Genomic DNA, 14,830 nt, shown 5'->3' with positions numbered 1-14,830 from the left:
GCCCGATGCCGCGCGCGACCGCCTGCACGTCCGCGCCCACCGCCTCGCACAGGTCCGCGACTTCGTTGATGAACGTGATCTTCGCCGCCAGGAACGCGTTCGCCGCGTACTTGGTCAGCTCGGCGGTCCGGCGGCTCATCGCCACGATCGGGGCGGCGTTGAGGTAGAGCGGGCGGTAGATCTGCTCCATGACCGCAACGGCCCGCGGCTCATCGGTGCCGACGACGATGCGGTCGGGGCGCTTGAAGTCGGCGATGGCCGCGCCCTCGCGCAGGAACTCGGGGTTCGACACGACCGCGAACTGCGCCCCGGGGTTGGTCTCGCGGATGATGCGCTCGACCTCGTCGCCGGTGCCGACCGGCACGGTCGACTTGGTCACCACCACGGTGAAGCCGCGCAGCGCGCGCGCGATGCTCCGGGCAGCCGCGTAGACGAAGCTCAGGTCGGCGAAACCGTCGCCGCGGCGGGAGGGCGTGCCCACCGCGATGAACACCGCGTCCGCCTGCCCGACCGCCGCCTCCAGGTCGGTGATGAAGGACAGGCGATCCTGACGGACGTTCTCGGCGACGAGGGCCTCGAGGCCCGGCTCGTAGATCGGCATCCGGCCGGCATTCAGCGCGTCGATCCGGCCGCGATTGCTGTCGACGCACACGACCCTGTGGCCGAAATCCGCAAAGCACGCGCCGGAGACCAGACCGACGTAGCCCGACCCGACCATCGTGATGTTCATGGAGTCCTCGCCGCGAGCGCACCGACGCTCGGGTCTACGGCGGCCCGACGGGGCGACCAACATCATATCTTAGGCGTACGCGACTCTGCCGATCCGGCGTAGCGCCGGCGATTCGACGATACCGGCCCGAACCCGCCGCGGCCCGGCCCGCACGCGCGACCGGTCCGCGGCGGACTTCGCCATCCGGCCATGGCGGCGGCCGGGCGGCTACGCCATTCGGCTGACACGGCGCCGCCGGCCGACGATCGCGCGAACATTTCCCCGGCGCATCACCCGAATTGTCAGAGACAGGCTGCTTTTTCCCGAGCGCTTTGTCGGGGAGCGCGACCGGCTAAGATGCTAACACCGATCTATAGAACTGAACTCCCCGAAGAGTTCCGGCGGAGGAGAACCCTGTTGGCGGCGCGTTTCTACTTCGAGATCGCAAATGCCGAGGAGACGATCCACGACCTTGTGGGGGTTGAGGCTGCCGGCCTTGAGGAAGCCCTGTTCGAGGCGCGCAGCGTGATCGCCGAGATGGCGGACGAGATTACGGGAAGCGGCCAGGAGCCGCCCTGGACCCTCCTCGTGCGCAACGAGGACGGCTGGCTGGTCGGTCGGCTGCCCATCCGGAAGTGAGGGCCCGGCCGGAGCGGCCGGTGCCGCGGTGCGGGCCTTAAGATATCGTTAACGGATCGTCCGGAGGATCGGGCCTGCCCTCGAACCGTGGCAGCCATGGCCGGAATGCCCCTCTCTCAGAACGCCCCGAACGCCGCCCATCAGGCGGACGCGATGGCCGCCCAGATGGCGCTCGCCGCCCACGCGCTGCGGATGCGCGGCGATGTCGGGACGGCCGAGTCGCTCCTCGCGATGGCGCGGCACAACCGGATCCTCGGGCTCAAGCTGCGGATCGAGCAGGATCTGGCGCCGCGCCGGGACAGCGCTGGGCGTCGGGCCACCGCCGGCCGCTAGGGCCGGACCGGACGACACCGGACGGACCGCGCCTCGGAGCGGCGCGAACGGGGTGGGCGTGCCGGCGATCCGCCGCCCCTGCCGCGGCGCGGCCCCGCTGGCGGGAGCGTGCCGATCCCGGCCCGCAACGTCCCCGCGACGCCGCCCCTCGCCGCCGCGAGCCTGCCGCTGGCCGCGGGGACCCGATGCAGAATCCACACCGCCGTTCTTCGGCGCGGTTGGCGCCGAATAAAGTCCATGTTAGTGTAGAAAACTAACATCCGACAGGAAATTCAGTCGTCGTGTCGACCCCGGACGCCGGACATTCTGAGGTCAGCACGACCCTGGCGCTGGACATGGTGGGGCGCGCCTACCTGGCCCTGGCGCTGCTCTACGAGACGGCCCATCCGGGTGAGTTCGGCGACGTCCAGCAGAAGATCCGCTCGTTCGTCGAGGACAATTTCCGCATCATCCAGGAAACAAGCCGCAACGAGAGCCTGACAACCGGGACCGTTGACGGCGCCATTCACCTTGTGAACAGCGTCCTGGTCGAGGTCGAGAACAAGATCGCCACAATGATCCGGCCGACGTGGCACATGCGGGGCCAGACGAAACCTTGAACTGACGCCCTCTGATCATCGACTGTTGCAGTCGAGCCATGCCGCTCGGATAAACGGCCCCGCGCCATAGGGGATCGAAGATTGCAACGCCCCCTAACGTCGACAGTGTTAGGTGGACATGTTACCCGGCGAAAGGGGCAGCGATAAATTATCAAGCACGACGATGGGCAGCGATAATTGCGATCGAGCGGCGCGCAGTGCGGATGTCGCGCTCGAGGTTCTCGTCCGAGCCTATCACGCCCTCGCGGTCGTCTACGAGTTGTCCAGCCCCGGCGCCTACGCGGCGCTCCACGGCAAGATGATGCCCTACCTGCTGGACAGCTTCCGTCACGGGACGGCGCCGGGCGCCGTCGATCCGGACCCGGACGCGACGTTCACGACGGCCCTGGAGCGGGTCCGCAGCGCGCTGGACGACGTCCGGTCCGACGTGGCGGCCGTGCGGGCGCGCAAGGAAGACCGCGACCGCTGACGGACCGGGCCGGTCCGATGCGCCGACCCGGCTCGAGGCGCTGGCTCGAGGCGCCGGCTCAGCGCGCCGGCTCGAGGCGGCGCTCCGGCCCGAGGAGCAGGCGCGGGCCGGTCTCCCGATCGGGCGCGGGCGCCGGCACGAGGCGCCCGAGCTTGGCCGCCAGGGTCACCGACAGGATGTGGCGCCACGCCAGGGGCGTGCCGAGCAGCTCCCGCAGGGCTGCCGCGTACCCCTGGGCGCGGCGCCGGTCGAGGACGCGCCGGTGCTGCCAGCGCTTCGCCGTCGCGGCGCGGTGGGCCCTGAGAGCCGCCCGGGCCTCCGGGCCGAGACCCGGCCGGGCCAGCACAGCGTCGTCGAAGGCCAGCATCGCCCCGAGGTCGTCGGTCCGGTGCTGCGCGCTCAGCGAGTTCGACCGCTCGACCGCCACGTAGCCGCAGGGCGCCGTCACGGCGAACACCGCCCCGGCCGCCAGCGCCTCGACGTAGAGGGCGTAATCCTCCCCGAGCCGCAGCCGCGGATCGTAGCGCAGCCCCTGCCGGTCCAGGAAACCCCGCCGCATGATCGGCTTCAGGAAGCCGAGTTCGCGCCGGCTCGCGCCGGGGCGGGCGATGTTGCCGGTCACGAAGGTCGCGAGGGTGAGCCGCTGCGGCCGTCCCGGTCCGGTGACGAGGCCGGCGGCGGAGGCGGCCTCACGGCCGCGGACCATGACGATGTCGTCGGCGATCAGATCCCAGGTCCGGGGCGCGGACAGGAGCCGGCCGAGCCGGCCGTCGAGGAAGTAGTCGTCGGCGTCGAGAATGCAGAGCAGCGGGGCCCGGGCCGCCGTGATGGCGCGGTTCCGGGCCTCGGCGGGCCCGACATTCTCGGCGAGCCGGATCACCTGCAGGCGGCCCGACCCGTCGTCGGCCGCCGCGGCGGCCGCGCCGGTCGCGTCCGAGGAGGCGTCGTCCACGACGATGACCTCGGCGACCTCCGGCTGCCGGAGCGCCGAGGCGACGGCGGTCCCGATCGTGTCCGCGGCGTCCCGCGCGGCGACGATGACGCAGACCTCCGGGACGGGGGACGAGGCCTCTAAGCTGCGCACCGGACGACTCCGCGACTCTCCGGCCGGTCCGCGCCGCGGCCGGTCCGTCGGCACGGTAGGGCGACCCCGGCGGGGCGCGCGAGATCGTCCGAAAGGAGGGGGCCGGCCCGGGCCGGATCGTCCGAATGATCGCCGGCCGGCATTGCCCCCGCCGTTACGATGCGCGCCGCCGCGATCCTGCGGCGACTGGTTTGAGGACGTGCGCATGACGATCTGGTCCGCCCCGGGCCGCCGCCTCTGCGTGGCGGCGACGCTTCTCCTGCAGGCCTACCCCGCGAGCGCGGGCGAGACAGCCGCGCCGCCGGCCGCCGCTCCGGCCGCCCAGGGCGGCCCATCCTTCGTGGAGCTCTTCAGCAGCCTGAACGACCGCCGCTGGTACGTCTCGGACGGCTGGGTCAACGGCGACTGGCAGGGCTGCACGTGGTCGAAGCACCGCGCCCGGATCGCGACGCCCGGCGCTCTCTCGCTGTCCCTGACGGACATCACCTACAAGGAGCGCCCGTTCAGCTGCGCCGAGATCCAGACCCGCGAGCGCTACGGCTACGGCACCTACGAAGTCCGGATGCGGGCCGGGGCCGGGTCCGGCATGGTCTCGGCGTTCTTCACCTATAACGGCCCCGAGAACGGCGACCGGCGGACGAACGACGAGATCGATTTCGAGTGGCTCGGCAAGGACACGAGCAAGGTCCAGCTCAACTACTTCGTCGGCGGCGTCGGCGAGCATGTCAGCCTCGACGCCCTCGGCTTCGACGCCGCGACCACCACCGCGGACTACGCCTTCGAGTGGCTGCCCGACCGCCTGCGCTGGTACGTCAACGGGCGCCTGCTGCGCGAGGTCATCGGCACGCCCGACCGGCCGATCCCGTCGCACCCGAGCAAGATCATGCTCAGCGTCTGGTCGGGACAGGGCCCGGACTTCGCCTCCTGGCTCGGACCGACGGAGTACTCGGGACAGCCGGTCACCGCGCTGTTCGAGCGGGTCGCGTTCACCCGGATGGGCGATCCGTGCGGCTTCAAGGAATCGATCGTCTGCCGCTAGCCGCGCCGGCGGGCGGACGCCGCACCGGAGACCGCCCCTGACATCGACCCGGACATCGCGCCGGACATCGCCCCGCACACGGCTCCGCACAGGCCCCCGCACACCGGAACCGAGACCGGGCGGGGCTAAATCTTAACGTCTCCGCGGCAGGCTGGGCCCTCGAACGCGCCCGGAGCCACGCGATGCATTGGTCGAGCCTCGTCATCGCCGCGTACGCCGCCGGCTTCGTGGAGTTCTGGCGCCTCTGCCTTCAGGCGCCGGCCGCCGAGGAGGATCCGGCCTGACGTGCCCGCGTCGCCGCGCCGGGCCGCGCTGGGCCGGGGCGGTTCAGCGCTCGTTGGCGATCGGCCGCAGCAGGGCGCCGAGCAGGAAGGCCAGCTGTCCGCAGATCAGCAGCGCCGTGCCGCGCCGCAGGCACGCGCCGGCGCTCAGGTTGTAGACGACGAGGCCGTAGCCGACCTCGGCCGCCACGATCGGGACGAAGACCAGCAGACGCCAGACCGAGCCGAAGCGGCCCAGCATCACGCCCAGCAGGGCGTTGAGCATCATGCCCTTCATCGGTGCGCTCCGCGGCGGGCGCGGCGTGGCCGCCCGGTCATGGCGCTAGCGGCTGCCGCGCTGGCACAACACGGCCGGGACCGTCTTGAACAGGATGGCGAGGTCGCGGGTGAGGCTCCACTGACTGGCATAGGCGCAATCCAGGGCGACGCGCTCGGCGTAGCCGGTATCGCTGCGTCCGGAGACCTGCCACAGGCCGGTCAGCCCCGGCGGGACGGAGAAGCAGGCGGTGAAGTCGGCGCCGTAGCGGACGACCTCGGCCTGGACGATCGGCCGCGGTCCCACGAGGCTCATCTCGCCGCGCAGCACGTTCCAGAGCTGCGGCAGCTCGTCGAGGGAGGTCTTGCGCAGGACGTGGCCGAGCGCCGTCACGCGGGGATCGTGGGTGAGCTTGAAGGACGCCTCCCACTCGGCCCGGGCCTCGGGATTCTCGGCGAAATGCCGCGCCAGCACCGCGTCGCCGTCCGCGACCATGGACCGGAACTTCAGGCATCCGAAGGGGCGCCCGTACCGGCCGAGGCGCTTGTGGCGGAAGATCGGCGACCGGCCGTCGCTGCCCCAGATCAGCAGTGCGATGAACAGCAGCAGGGGCAGCAGCAGGAACAGCGCCGTCAGCGCGATGCTCGCGTCGAGGACGCGCTTCATCGCCCAGCTCACCCGGAGGCCGGGGCCGGCCTGCCGCGGGGCCGGCAATGTCTTGACCAACGCGTCGTTCAGCGTCTCGACCATTTCCTGCGGCGTCGACGACTCGATCGGCGTCGGGGTCCCAGCCGGGCGCAACATGTCGGCTCCTTGACTCGGGGCGAGACGGGGTCGGAACTTGCGGAGCGACGGGCGCAGCCGGCCGGTCCGGCCAGCGTCGCCGCAGCCGGCTTCGGCGGCTCTCGGCCGGTCCGAAGGGGCGTCGATCGCAGGCAAAACCCTTGCGACAACACTGGGCCCACGACAGGTTCGGCAACAAGACGGCCGCCGATCCATCAATGGAGGTAAGGCGTTGCTGGTCGTGCTGGTCTTCGCTGCGCTGATTGGAGGAGCGATCGGCTTCGCGGTTGTTCTACCGAAGGGTTTCCTGCTCGCGGTGCTCTCCGCCCAGGCTGGGGCGGCCGTCGCCGTCGGCCTCGTCGTCCTGCTCACCCGGCGCCGCTGACGGCCCTGCGGGGCGGCGGACCGCTTTCGGGGAGGTCCGGTCCGCCGATCGAGGTAGGGGCTCCCGCGCGGGGCCCGGTCTAAGGCGGGGTGTCCGGCCCTCCCGGCCGGACCCGACCGCGCGGGCGCGTTCTGCCCCGGCACGGTCGATCACCGGACGGGACGCGCCGTGGCCCCTTCAGAGCGCCGCATCAACGGGTTCGACGGCCTGCGGGCCCTGGCGTTCCTGATGGTCTTCGTCAGCCACAAGGCGCCGAGCCCGAGGACCGAGGCCCTCGGCACGACCGGCGTGTGGCTGTTCTTCGTCCTGAGCGGCTTCCTGATCGTCCGGATCCTCGCCGCCGCCCGCACGGCCGTGGAGGCGGGCGCGTCGACGCCGCTCGGCAGCCTCGGGCTGTTCTACCGGAACCGCCTGGCCCGGATCGTGCCGGTCTACTACGTCTTCCTGTTCGTGCTCTACACGGTCCGGCCCGGCGATCCGGCCAGTCTCGGCGACGAGGCGTTCAAGCTCGCGACGTGGTTCTACGTCACGAACATCTACATCGAGCAGAACGGCTGGGGGACCGAGCTCGGCCATCTCTGGAGTCTCGCCGTCGAGCAGCAATTCTACCTTCTGTTCGCGCCGGCGGCCCTGTTCCTGCCGCGGCGCCATCTCGGCGCGCTGTGCTGGCTCCTGGTCGGGATCAGCGTCCTGATGCACGGCGCCCTGTTGTGGGCGGGCGCCGCGCCGCGGTGCTTCGACGTCGACACCCTCGCCAATCTCGGGCTGATCGCGCTGGGCGGTCTCGCCGGCCTGCGCACCCGGCCGCTCCCGGCCTGGCTCGCCCGCGACGCCGCCCTGGCCGGCGTGCTGATCCTGTTCGTGACCCTGCCGCTCCTGATCGCGCCGACCGGCTGGTGGCTGATTCTCGGCCGCCTCAGCGGCGTCCTGGCGGCGCTGCTGCTGCTGCAGGTGATCCAGCTGCGGGACGGCCGCGCGGTCGCCCTCCTGGAGATCCCGTGGCTGCGCCGGATCGGCGTGATCAGCTACGCCGCCTACCTGTTCCACGTGCCGCTCCACGCGGAGCGGGTGCTGGCCCTCGTCGGCATCGACGTCGCCGGACCGCGCTCGGTCTCCATGGCGCTCGACCTGCTGCTGACGCTGCTGCTGGCGGACCTGTCGTGGCGGCTCCTGGAGCGGCCGGCCCGTCGCCTGCTGCGGGCCCCGCGCCGGCGGGTCGGCGCCTCCGCCCTGGTCAGTCCGTAATCCCGTCGCGCAGCGACCGGGACCGCCCTCCGGCTCAGCCCTTGATCGGCAGACGGCCGACCTCCGCTCCGGTGGCGTCGCGCACGACGAGCGTCCACGCGCCGCCCGGTCCCGCGGCCTCCAGTTCACCCGCCATTTCGTCGATCACGCTGCGGGCCTCCGCCAGCGCCTCGGACAAGTCCTCGGCTTCCACGCCCTGGGCGTCGCGGATCGTCTCCTCGCCGTTCTCGATGTCGAAATAGAAGCGACTGGGCACTCATCTCCTCCCTGAATGCTGCCCTCGGGAGGGCCCTCGGATACTACCTACGTAGTTCGCCCACGTCCGACAATGCTCAGTAGGAGACATAAACCTTAACAAACACCAAAACTGTTTTCGTTGGTTGCGTTGCAATAATGTCGAGATTCCAGCCAAATAATCCATTATAGGTATCGCCGATCACCCTTCCGGCCGCTTCGGCGATGGCGGCGCGCGGTGACGGGCCTCAGGGGCGTTCGGCATGGCAGCCTCCGGCGATTCGAGCCTCGAAAAAGATTCTCCCGCCACGGCGGCGAGAAAACAAAGATTGCGCGCCCACGTCCGGGCGATTCTGGCGAAGGGCCTCACCGTCCGGAATTCCCGCGCCGCCGGCGACACGGCCTCCGACGAACGCTGACCGCGGCCGGCCGCCGGGGCCATCCCCCGCAATGGGAGGGGATGGCCGCCGCCCTACGCCCTTTGAGCGTCGTGCACCCGGATCGCTTCCGGCCAAAGTCGGGGGCGGTCTCGGAGGCCGCGCCCGGCGGCCCAGGAAGCGCGATGGCGGATCAACTCTTGTCCGATGCTCGGGGCACGTTCGTGGACGTCTCGTTCATCATGGCCGCGCACGATGCGGCGCCGTGGATCGCGACGGCCGTCCGCTCCGCCCTGGCCCAGACCGGCGTCGCCGTCGAGGTCGTGGCGGTCGATGACGGCTCGCGGGACGGGACCGCCTCCGTGCTGGCGCGCCTGGCGGAGGCCGACCCGCGGGTCCGCGTGATTCCCCTCGCCGAGGCCGGGCCGGGCGCCCCCCGGGGCCCGTCGAGCGCCCGGAACGCGGCCCTGAACGCCGCCCGGGGCCGCTGGATCGCGATCCTCGACGCCGACGACCTGATCCTGCCCGACCGCACCCGGACCCTGCTCGATCTCGCGCTCGCGGCGGATGCCGACATCGTCGCCGACAACCCGATCCCGTTCACCGACATGTTCGACCCGCAGGGGCCGGGCATGCTGGATGGCGGCCGGGAGCCGTACCTGTTCGAGATCGATCTCGCCAAGTACATCACCAGCAACCACATACTCAGCCGGGTCACCAAGCTGGGCTACCTCAAGCCCATGATGCGCGCCGAGATCCTGCGCCGGCACGGCATCCGGTACGACGAGGGCGTCCGGATCGGCGAGGATTTCCTGCTGTGCCTGGAAGCCCTCGCGGCCGGGGCGCGGTTCGTGGTCACCACCTATGCCGGTTACGGCTATCGGCGCGGACCGACCTCCCTGTCGCACCGGCTGCGCCAGGGCGACATCGCGCGCCTCGACGCGGCCTTCGCGGCCCGGACCGAGCGTGGCCGCCTCGCGGAGGCCCGGTCGCGGTCCGCCGAAGTCCGCCACGGCAGCCGCGCCTACCGAGACGGCCTCGCGATGACGCGGCTGATCGCCCAGGTCATCGAGGCGGCCCAGGCCGGGCGGTGGCTCGCGGGCACCGTGCTGGCGCTTCGGCATCCGCCGATCTGGCGGTTCCTGGCCGCGACGCTGCTGGAGGCGGCGGGCAAGCGCCTGCGGCCGCGGCCGCACGCCCTCCCGATCGGACAGAGGTAAGACGATGCGCCTGTGCATCTGCATCTGCACCTGCGAGCGGCCCGTCGGGCTGGCGCGCCTGCTCAAGGCCCTGGACCAGCAGCGGCTCGGCAGCCTCGCCGAGACCGCCCTGCGCATCCTGATCATCGACAACGGGCGCGGCCGCGCCGCCGTCCCGGTGGTTGAGGCCTACCGGGCGACCGGCCGCTTTCCGGTCACCTACGTCCGGGAGGAGACCCGCGGCCTCGCCGCGGTCCGCAACCGGAGCCTCGCGGAGGCCTCCGCGGCCGGCGCGGACTGGGTCGCGCTGATCGACGACGACGAGTTCCCCGACCGCGACTGGCTCCGCAACCTGCTCGAGACCGCCCTCGCCGCGGGCGTCGCGGCCTGCGTCGGGCCGGTCGTGCCGTTCTTCGACCGGGTTCCGCCCGCCTGGGCGGCCGCCGGGGGCTTCTTCGCCAAGCGCCTGCCGGTCCGCGACGGCTTCGTGGAGGACGGCTACACCGCCAACGCGCTCCTGGACCTGCGGGTGATCCGGGCGCTGGGCCTGTCCTTCGACATGCGCTTCAACACCATGGGCGGCGAGGACACGTTCTTCTTCCGGACGCTGATGCTCGCCGGGCACCGGATCGCCTGGGCCGAGAGGGCCCTGGTCTACGACAGCATCCCGACGCACCGGATGCGGGTGCGCTGGCTGCTGGCCCGCTGGTACCGCAGCGGCAGCGTCGAGGCCTATCTCGGCCGGCTCCGCCCGGAGACGGTGAGCGGCCGGCTCGCCAACGCGGGCCGCGGCTTCGCGCGCCTCGCCGGCGGCCTGCTGCGGCTCGGGGTCGCCGGCCTGTCCCTCAGGCCGGCGACCCTGATCGGCGGCGGCTACACGCTGTGCCGGGGAGCCGGCCTGCTCGCGGCCGTGATCGGCCTGAGCTACCGGGAGTACCACCCGTCGCGCTACCGCTAGCCGCGCCTACCGGGTCGCGAACGCGATGCTGAGCGACGCCTTGGCGACGAGGCCCGGGCTCGCCAGCGCGTCGTTGTACGCGCGGTAGCGCCGGTCGAGGACGTTCTGGACGGCGACGTCCGCGGTGATCCGGTCGGTGACCGCGCAGGTGGCGAAGAGGTCCACCAGCCCGTAGGCCTTGGTGGCCCGGCTCCGGGCGGCGGCGGGCAGGTCGGTGCGGGCCTCCACCAGGGTCAGGCGCGTGCCCACGACGAGCCGGTCGGCGAGGAAGCGCAGGCCCAGCGTCGTGCCGATCCGGTCCGGCGGCACCGTGAGCAGGCTCTCGCGGGTGGCGCGGTCGCGGCCGTCGACGTGGGTGGCGGCGAGCGACACGAAGCCCCGGCCCCAGTCGTAGGTCCCCTCCAGCTCCGCGCCCGACAGGTCGGCCCGGGCGACGTTCCGGTACTGGTAGGACCGGGCCGGGATCACGCAGGGGAAGCGCCCGGGCCGGGCGGCGCAGATCGAGGCCGGGACGCCGGGAATCGCCGGGACGTAGTAGGCCGGCCCGACCGCCTGCATGTCGATGAAGCCGTCGACCGCCGTGTCGAACAGCGCGAGCTTGGCCCGCAGCGCGTCCTCCGGCCCCACCACCCCGTCGGCGCGCAGGTTGGCGCCGCCCTCGACGGTGCGGGCCACCTCCGGCCGCAGGGCCGGATTCGGCAGGATCGCGAAGGCCGGGAACGGGTGGATGCCCTCCATCAGCGTCTCGGTGATCGTGGGCGCGCGGTAGCCCTCGGCATAGGTCCCGTAGAGTTCGAGGCCGCCGACCGGCGCGACGCCGACCGTGATCTTCGGCGAGACCCGCGCGCCGCGCGCGCGATAGGCCCCGCCGTCGAGCCGGTAGCCGTCGTGCCGGAGCGCGCCGACGATGCGCAGCCACGGCGCGGCGCGGATCTCGTCCTGGAGGAAGGCGCCGGCCAGCTCCCGCCGTCCCGACGGCGTGAAGGCCGCGCCGAAGCCGCCGGCCTGGTCGGTGGTCCGGACGCGATTCGCCACGCCGTCGCCGCCGAGCGTGAGCGCGTGCGCGACCGGGCCGGTCTCGAACCGGGCGGTGTTGTGGGCGTCGAAGCCCGCGGTGGCGAGGTCGTAGGTCAGGCGGTCGCCGGCCCGGGTGCCGAGCCGGCCGTAGAGACCGCGCGGCGAGTCCTGCAGGAAGGTCAGCGCGTCGCGGGTCGTGGTCGCGTAGCCGTCGAGGCTGAGGTCGACGAGCGGCACGTCCGGTCGGGCGAATCGGTAGCCGAAGGTGACGGTGTCGGCCTGCACGGCGTTGGCGAAGCGGGCCCCCGCGCCGGTATCGCCGCCGTTGACGAAGGCGAATCGCTGCAGGAGCGCCGTGGCGTGGAGCGCGGGCCCCTCGGCCGGCCGGAGGGTGAGCTTGGCGAGGCCCGCGTTCAGCTCGCTGCCGGTGTCGGGCACCGGCAGGCCGGCACCGTCGCGATAGGGCGCGGTGTCGCGGAAGACGAACTGCCCGAACACGTCCGCGGCGGTGCCGATGCGGGCGCCGAGCGCCGAGCTGTTCACGAAGCGCTGGCCGTTCGTGCCGAAGCCCTGCTTCTGCACGAAGCCGGTACTCTCGTCGGGAGCCAGGATGTCGTCGATCGACCGGGTGCGGAACGCCGCGACGCCCCCGATGGCGCCGGAGCCGTAGACCGTCGCCGTCGGCCCGCGGGTGACGTCGACGCCGCCGACGAGCTCGGGATCGAGGTAGAACACGCCGTTGGCCCCGTGGCCCGAGACCTGGAAATCCTGCCGGGCCCCGTCGACCAGGACGTTCACCCGGCCGAAATCCTGGAGGCCGCGGATGTTGATCGCCTGCGCCGGGTCGTTCCGGTTCTCCTGGGTGATCACGCCGGGCACGTCGCGCAGCACCTCGGACAGGCGCCCGGGCTGGAGACGGTCGAGCGCGGCCCGCGGGACGACGCTCGTGCCCGCCAGGGCGTCGACGGCCGGGACGGCGGTCTTGGTCGCGGTGACCGACAGGGTGTCGAGGCCGATCGCGGGCTCGGGGAGCGCGGCCTGGCCGGCCTCCTCCGCCCGGGCGCCCGGCAGGGTCGCCAGCACGACGCCGAGGGCGACGAGCGCCCGGTGAGAAGCATAAGGCATGATGACAGCCGCCCGCACACAGTCGTTCCAGAGAGCTGGCTGGCGGATGGCTGGCTTGCTGAAGATTGTCTCGCCGATCGCGACAGAGATGTGCAACCGGCATTTCCGGGATTGCTGGCCCGCGCGCCGCGCATTGCCTGCCCGCGCGGGCCGGACGCCGCCCGGGAGCCGCGAAGTCCGATCAGTCCCGCGCGCGACCGGCCGCACCCCGGTGCGGCAGCAGGAAGGGCTGGCCGCCCGCGGGCACCCGCCCGACCGGCCAGCGGACGCCGAAGACCCCGGCGATCAGGTCGTCGGTCAGGACCTCGGCCGGCCGCCCGCCGGCGACCAGCCGGCCGCCGTCGAGGACCAGCAGCCGGTCGGCGTAGGCGGCCGCGAGGTTGAGGTCGTGGAGGATCGCCACCACGGCGACGCCGGTCGCCGCCAGCCCGGCGGCGGCGTCGAGCAGCGCGCCCTGGTGCCGGAGGTCGAGGCTCGCGGTCGGCTCGTCGAGGAACAGCACCTGCCGGTCCGCGACCGTGCGGCCGGCCTCCAGCTGGCAGAGCACCCGGGCGAACTGCACCCGCGCCTGCTCCCCGCCCGAGAGGGTCGGGTAGGCCCGGTCGGCGAGATGCGCCACGTCGGCCCGCGCGAGGGCCCGCGCCAGGATCGCCGCCCGGTCGCGGGCCCCGAGGCCCCGGCCGATGCCGTCGAGGCCGATCCGGGCGACCTCGGCCGCCGCGAACGGGAAGGCGAGGCGCGCCGCCTGCGGCAGCACCGCCCGCATCGCGGCGAGCCGCCAGGGCGGGATCGTCGCCACGGGCGCGCCGTCATAGGCGACGGTGCCGCTCGTGGGCCGCAGGGCGCCGCTGAGCAGGCCGACGAGGGTCGACTTGCCGGCCCCGTTCGGGCCGACGATCACCTGCAGGCTGCCGGCCTCCACCGCCAGGGAGACGTCGCGCACGAGCGCGCGCCCCGCCACCGTGACGGTCAGGTCGCGGGCCGCGAGCAGGGCCGGATCAGGCATGGTCAGACATCGTCAGACATCGTCAGACATCGTCAGACATCGTCCACCCGCACCCGGCCGAGGAGCAGCCACAGGAAGACCGGCGCGCCGACCAGCGCGGTGACGATCCCGATCGGCAGCTCGGCGGGCGCGGCGACGAGGCGCGCCACCACGTCGGCGAGCACCAGGAAAGCGCCGCCGAGAAGCGCTGCGGCCGGCAGCAGCAGCCGGTGCCCCGGGCCGATCAGCAGCCGCAGGGCGTGCGGCACCACGAGGCCGACGAAGCCGATCACCCCCGCCGCCGCCACGCTGGCGCCGACCGCCACCGCCACCAGCACGATGCAGGCGCGCTTCAGCCGCTCCACCGGGACGCCGAGATGGAAGGCCTCGGCCTCGCCGAGGACGAGCGCGTTCAGGCCGCGGCCCAGGAGCGGGACCGCGGCCAGCACCGGCAGGATCAGCGGCGCCGAGGCCGCGACCTTGGACCAGGTGGCGCCGCCGAGGCTGCCCAGCGACCAGAAGGCGAGATCGCGCAGTTGCCGGTCGTCGCTGACGAAGGTCAGCAGGCCGGTCAGCGCGCCGCTCAGCGCCCCCAGCGCGATCCCCGCGAGCAGCATCGTCGCCACCGCGGTGCGCCCGGACCGGGTCGCGAGGGCGTAGAGGATGAGGGTCGCGCACAGGCCGCCGAGGAAGGCCCCGGCCGGCAGCGCGGCGTAGGGCAGCGGTCCCGGGACACCCAGGCGGGCGAGGATCCGGTCGCCGAGCACGATGATGACCGCGGCGGCGAGCCCCGCCCCCGACGAGACCCCGACCAGCGCCGGGTCGGCCAGGGGGTTGCGGAACAGCCCCTGCATCAGCGCTCCGGAGACCGCCAGCCCGGCCCCGACCAGCAGCCCCAGCAGGGTGCGGGGCAGGCGGATCGAGAGGATCACCAGCGCGTCCCGGGCGCGGGCCGGATCGCTCCCCTCCCCGGTCAGGGCCGCGAGGACCCGCTCCGGCGGGATGCGGATCGCCCCGAGGCTCACGGAGAGCAGGGCGGCGGCGAGCACCAGGGCCGCCAGGATGCCCAGCACCCAGGGCGCCGCGGACCGGCGGCTCACGCGCCCCGCCCGC

17 protein-coding genes are annotated in these 14,830 nt (G+C 72.9%); 9 read left to right on the top strand and 8 right to left on the bottom strand.

Annotation, left to right across the window (positions count from 1 at the left end):
• On the bottom strand, nt 1-730 hold a 730-nt coding region (locus ME121_RS24825; RefSeq protein ID WP_491892884.1), incomplete at its 3' end, for a UDP-glucose dehydrogenase family protein.
• 396 nt (nt 731-1,126) lie between these two features.
• Here ME121_RS24825 and ME121_RS24820 point away from each other — a divergent pair.
• The 4 genes from ME121_RS24820 to ME121_RS24805 all read left to right on the top strand — a co-directional run bounded on the left by ME121_RS24820 (nt 1,127) and on the right by ME121_RS24805 (nt 2,749).
• A complete protein-coding gene (locus ME121_RS24820) occupies nt 1,127-1,348 on the top strand; it encodes a DUF6894 family protein (RefSeq protein ID WP_059409795.1) in 222 nt (73 codons plus the stop codon).
• A gap of 96 nt (nt 1,349-1,444) precedes the next feature.
• Entirely contained in the window at nt 1,445-1,681 is a 237-nt protein-coding gene (locus ME121_RS24815; RefSeq protein ID WP_059409794.1) for a hypothetical protein, read from the top strand.
• Nucleotides 1,682-1,962: 281 nt separating this feature from the next.
• Entirely contained in the window at nt 1,963-2,280 is a 318-nt protein-coding gene (locus ME121_RS24810; RefSeq protein ID WP_059409793.1) for a hypothetical protein, read from the top strand.
• 163 nt (nt 2,281-2,443) lie between these two features.
• The gene (locus ME121_RS24805) at nt 2,444-2,749 is read left to right on the top strand and encodes a hypothetical protein (protein WP_024828703.1); all 306 of its coding nucleotides are present in this window, start codon (nt 2,444-2,446) and stop codon (nt 2,747-2,749) included.
• 58 nt (nt 2,750-2,807) lie between these two features.
• Here ME121_RS24805 and ME121_RS24800 read toward each other — a convergent pair whose 3' ends face one another.
• A complete protein-coding gene (locus ME121_RS24800; protein WP_059409792.1) occupies nt 2,808-3,833 on the bottom strand; it encodes a glycosyltransferase family 2 protein in 1,026 nt (341 codons plus the stop codon).
• A 205-nt stretch (nt 3,834-4,038) separates the two neighbouring features.
• Between ME121_RS24800 and ME121_RS24795 the strand changes: the two genes are divergently transcribed.
• Nucleotides 4,039-4,872, top strand: coding sequence for a glycoside hydrolase family 16 protein (locus tag ME121_RS24795; protein ID WP_012321519.1), 834 nt, complete (start codon nt 4,039-4,041; stop codon nt 4,870-4,872).
• A gap of 327 nt (nt 4,873-5,199) precedes the next feature.
• On the opposite strand, the gene ME121_RS24790 is transcribed toward ME121_RS24795, so the two are convergent.
• Nucleotides 5,200-5,430, bottom strand: coding sequence for a hypothetical protein (locus ME121_RS24790; RefSeq protein WP_012321517.1), 231 nt, complete (start codon nt 5,428-5,430; stop codon nt 5,200-5,202).
• Nucleotides 5,431-5,475: 45 nt separating this feature from the next.
• Complete coding sequence (locus tag ME121_RS24785; RefSeq protein WP_076729977.1) at nt 5,476-6,213, bottom strand: sugar transferase; 738 nt, start codon at nt 6,211-6,213, stop codon at nt 5,476-5,478.
• A gap of 211 nt (nt 6,214-6,424) precedes the next feature.
• On the opposite strand from ME121_RS24785, the gene ME121_RS34270 reads away from it, so the two are divergent.
• Together ME121_RS34270 and ME121_RS24780 are read left to right on the top strand one after the other, a co-directional pair.
• The gene (locus tag ME121_RS34270; protein WP_012321515.1) at nt 6,425-6,577 is read left to right on the top strand and encodes a hypothetical protein; all 153 of its coding nucleotides are present in this window, start codon (nt 6,425-6,427) and stop codon (nt 6,575-6,577) included.
• A gap of 168 nt (nt 6,578-6,745) precedes the next feature.
• Nucleotides 6,746-7,822, top strand: a complete 1,077-nt coding sequence (locus ME121_RS24780) for an acyltransferase family protein (RefSeq protein ID WP_012321514.1) — start codon at nt 6,746-6,748, stop codon at nt 7,820-7,822.
• A gap of 34 nt (nt 7,823-7,856) precedes the next feature.
• Here ME121_RS24780 and ME121_RS24775 read toward each other — a convergent pair whose 3' ends face one another.
• Nucleotides 7,857-8,078, bottom strand: coding sequence for a DUF6894 family protein (locus ME121_RS24775; protein WP_012321513.1), 222 nt, complete (start codon nt 8,076-8,078; stop codon nt 7,857-7,859).
• A 540-nt stretch (nt 8,079-8,618) separates the two neighbouring features.
• On the opposite strand from ME121_RS24775, the gene ME121_RS24770 reads away from it, so the two are divergent.
• Both ME121_RS24770 and ME121_RS24765 read left to right on the top strand, forming a co-directional pair.
• Nucleotides 8,619-9,653 (top strand): glycosyltransferase family 2 protein, encoded by a 1,035-nt coding sequence (locus ME121_RS24770; protein ID WP_059409791.1) that lies wholly within the window; start codon nt 8,619-8,621, stop codon nt 9,651-9,653.
• Nucleotides 9,654-9,657: 4 nt separating this feature from the next.
• Entirely contained in the window at nt 9,658-10,590 is a 933-nt protein-coding gene (locus ME121_RS24765) for a glycosyltransferase family 2 protein (RefSeq protein WP_012321511.1), read from the top strand.
• 6 nt (nt 10,591-10,596) lie between these two features.
• Here the strand turns inward: ME121_RS24765 and ME121_RS24760 are convergent, their stop codons facing one another.
• The 3 genes from ME121_RS24760 to ME121_RS24750 all read right to left on the bottom strand — a co-directional run bounded on the left by ME121_RS24760 (nt 10,597) and on the right by ME121_RS24750 (nt 14,817).
• A complete protein-coding gene (locus tag ME121_RS24760) occupies nt 10,597-12,732 on the bottom strand; it encodes a TonB-dependent hemoglobin/transferrin/lactoferrin family receptor (protein WP_059409797.1) in 2,136 nt (711 codons plus the stop codon).
• Between the two features lie 181 nt (nt 12,733-12,913).
• A complete protein-coding gene (locus tag ME121_RS24755) occupies nt 12,914-13,738 on the bottom strand; it encodes a heme ABC transporter ATP-binding protein (RefSeq protein ID WP_058606247.1) in 825 nt (274 codons plus the stop codon).
• Between the two features lie 32 nt (nt 13,739-13,770).
• Nucleotides 13,771-14,817 carry a FecCD family ABC transporter permease gene (locus tag ME121_RS24750; RefSeq protein WP_024828708.1) on the bottom strand — a complete coding sequence of 349 codons (1,047 nt, stop codon included), beginning with the start codon at nt 14,815-14,817 and terminating at the stop codon, nt 13,771-13,773.
• Between the last annotated feature and the right edge of the window lie 13 nt (nt 14,818-14,830).

Source organism: Methylobacterium sp. ME121 (assembly GCF_000974725.1).
Classification (GTDB): domain Bacteria; phylum Pseudomonadota; class Alphaproteobacteria; order Rhizobiales; family Beijerinckiaceae; genus Methylobacterium; species Methylobacterium radiotolerans.
Note: the sequence above shows the minus strand (reverse complement) of the source record. Positions and strands in the feature narration are given on the sequence as shown.

Coding starts and splice junctions, on each gene's coding strand:
- ME121_RS24815 (WP_059409794.1), top strand. CDS start 1,445: ATGGCCGGAATGCCCCTCTCTCAGAACGCCCCGAACGCCGCCCATCAG.
- ME121_RS24805 (WP_024828703.1), top strand. CDS start 2,444: ATGGGCAGCGATAATTGCGATCGAGCGGCGCGCAGTGCGGATGTCGCG.
- ME121_RS24795 (WP_012321519.1), top strand. CDS start 4,039: ATGACGATCTGGTCCGCCCCGGGCCGCCGCCTCTGCGTGGCGGCGACG.
- ME121_RS24790 (WP_012321517.1), bottom strand. CDS start 5,430: ATGAAGGGCATGATGCTCAACGCCCTGCTGGGCGTGATGCTGGGCCGC.
- ME121_RS24785 (WP_076729977.1), bottom strand. CDS start 6,213: ATGTTGCGCCCGGCTGGGACCCCGACGCCGATCGAGTCGTCGACGCCG.
- ME121_RS24770 (WP_059409791.1), top strand. CDS start 8,619: ATGGCGGATCAACTCTTGTCCGATGCTCGGGGCACGTTCGTGGACGTC.
- ME121_RS24765 (WP_012321511.1), top strand. CDS start 9,658: ATGCGCCTGTGCATCTGCATCTGCACCTGCGAGCGGCCCGTCGGGCTG.
- ME121_RS24760 (WP_059409797.1), bottom strand. CDS start 12,732: ATGCCTTATGCTTCTCACCGGGCGCTCGTCGCCCTCGGCGTCGTGCTG.
- ME121_RS24755 (WP_058606247.1), bottom strand. CDS start 13,738: ATGCCTGATCCGGCCCTGCTCGCGGCCCGCGACCTGACCGTCACGGTG.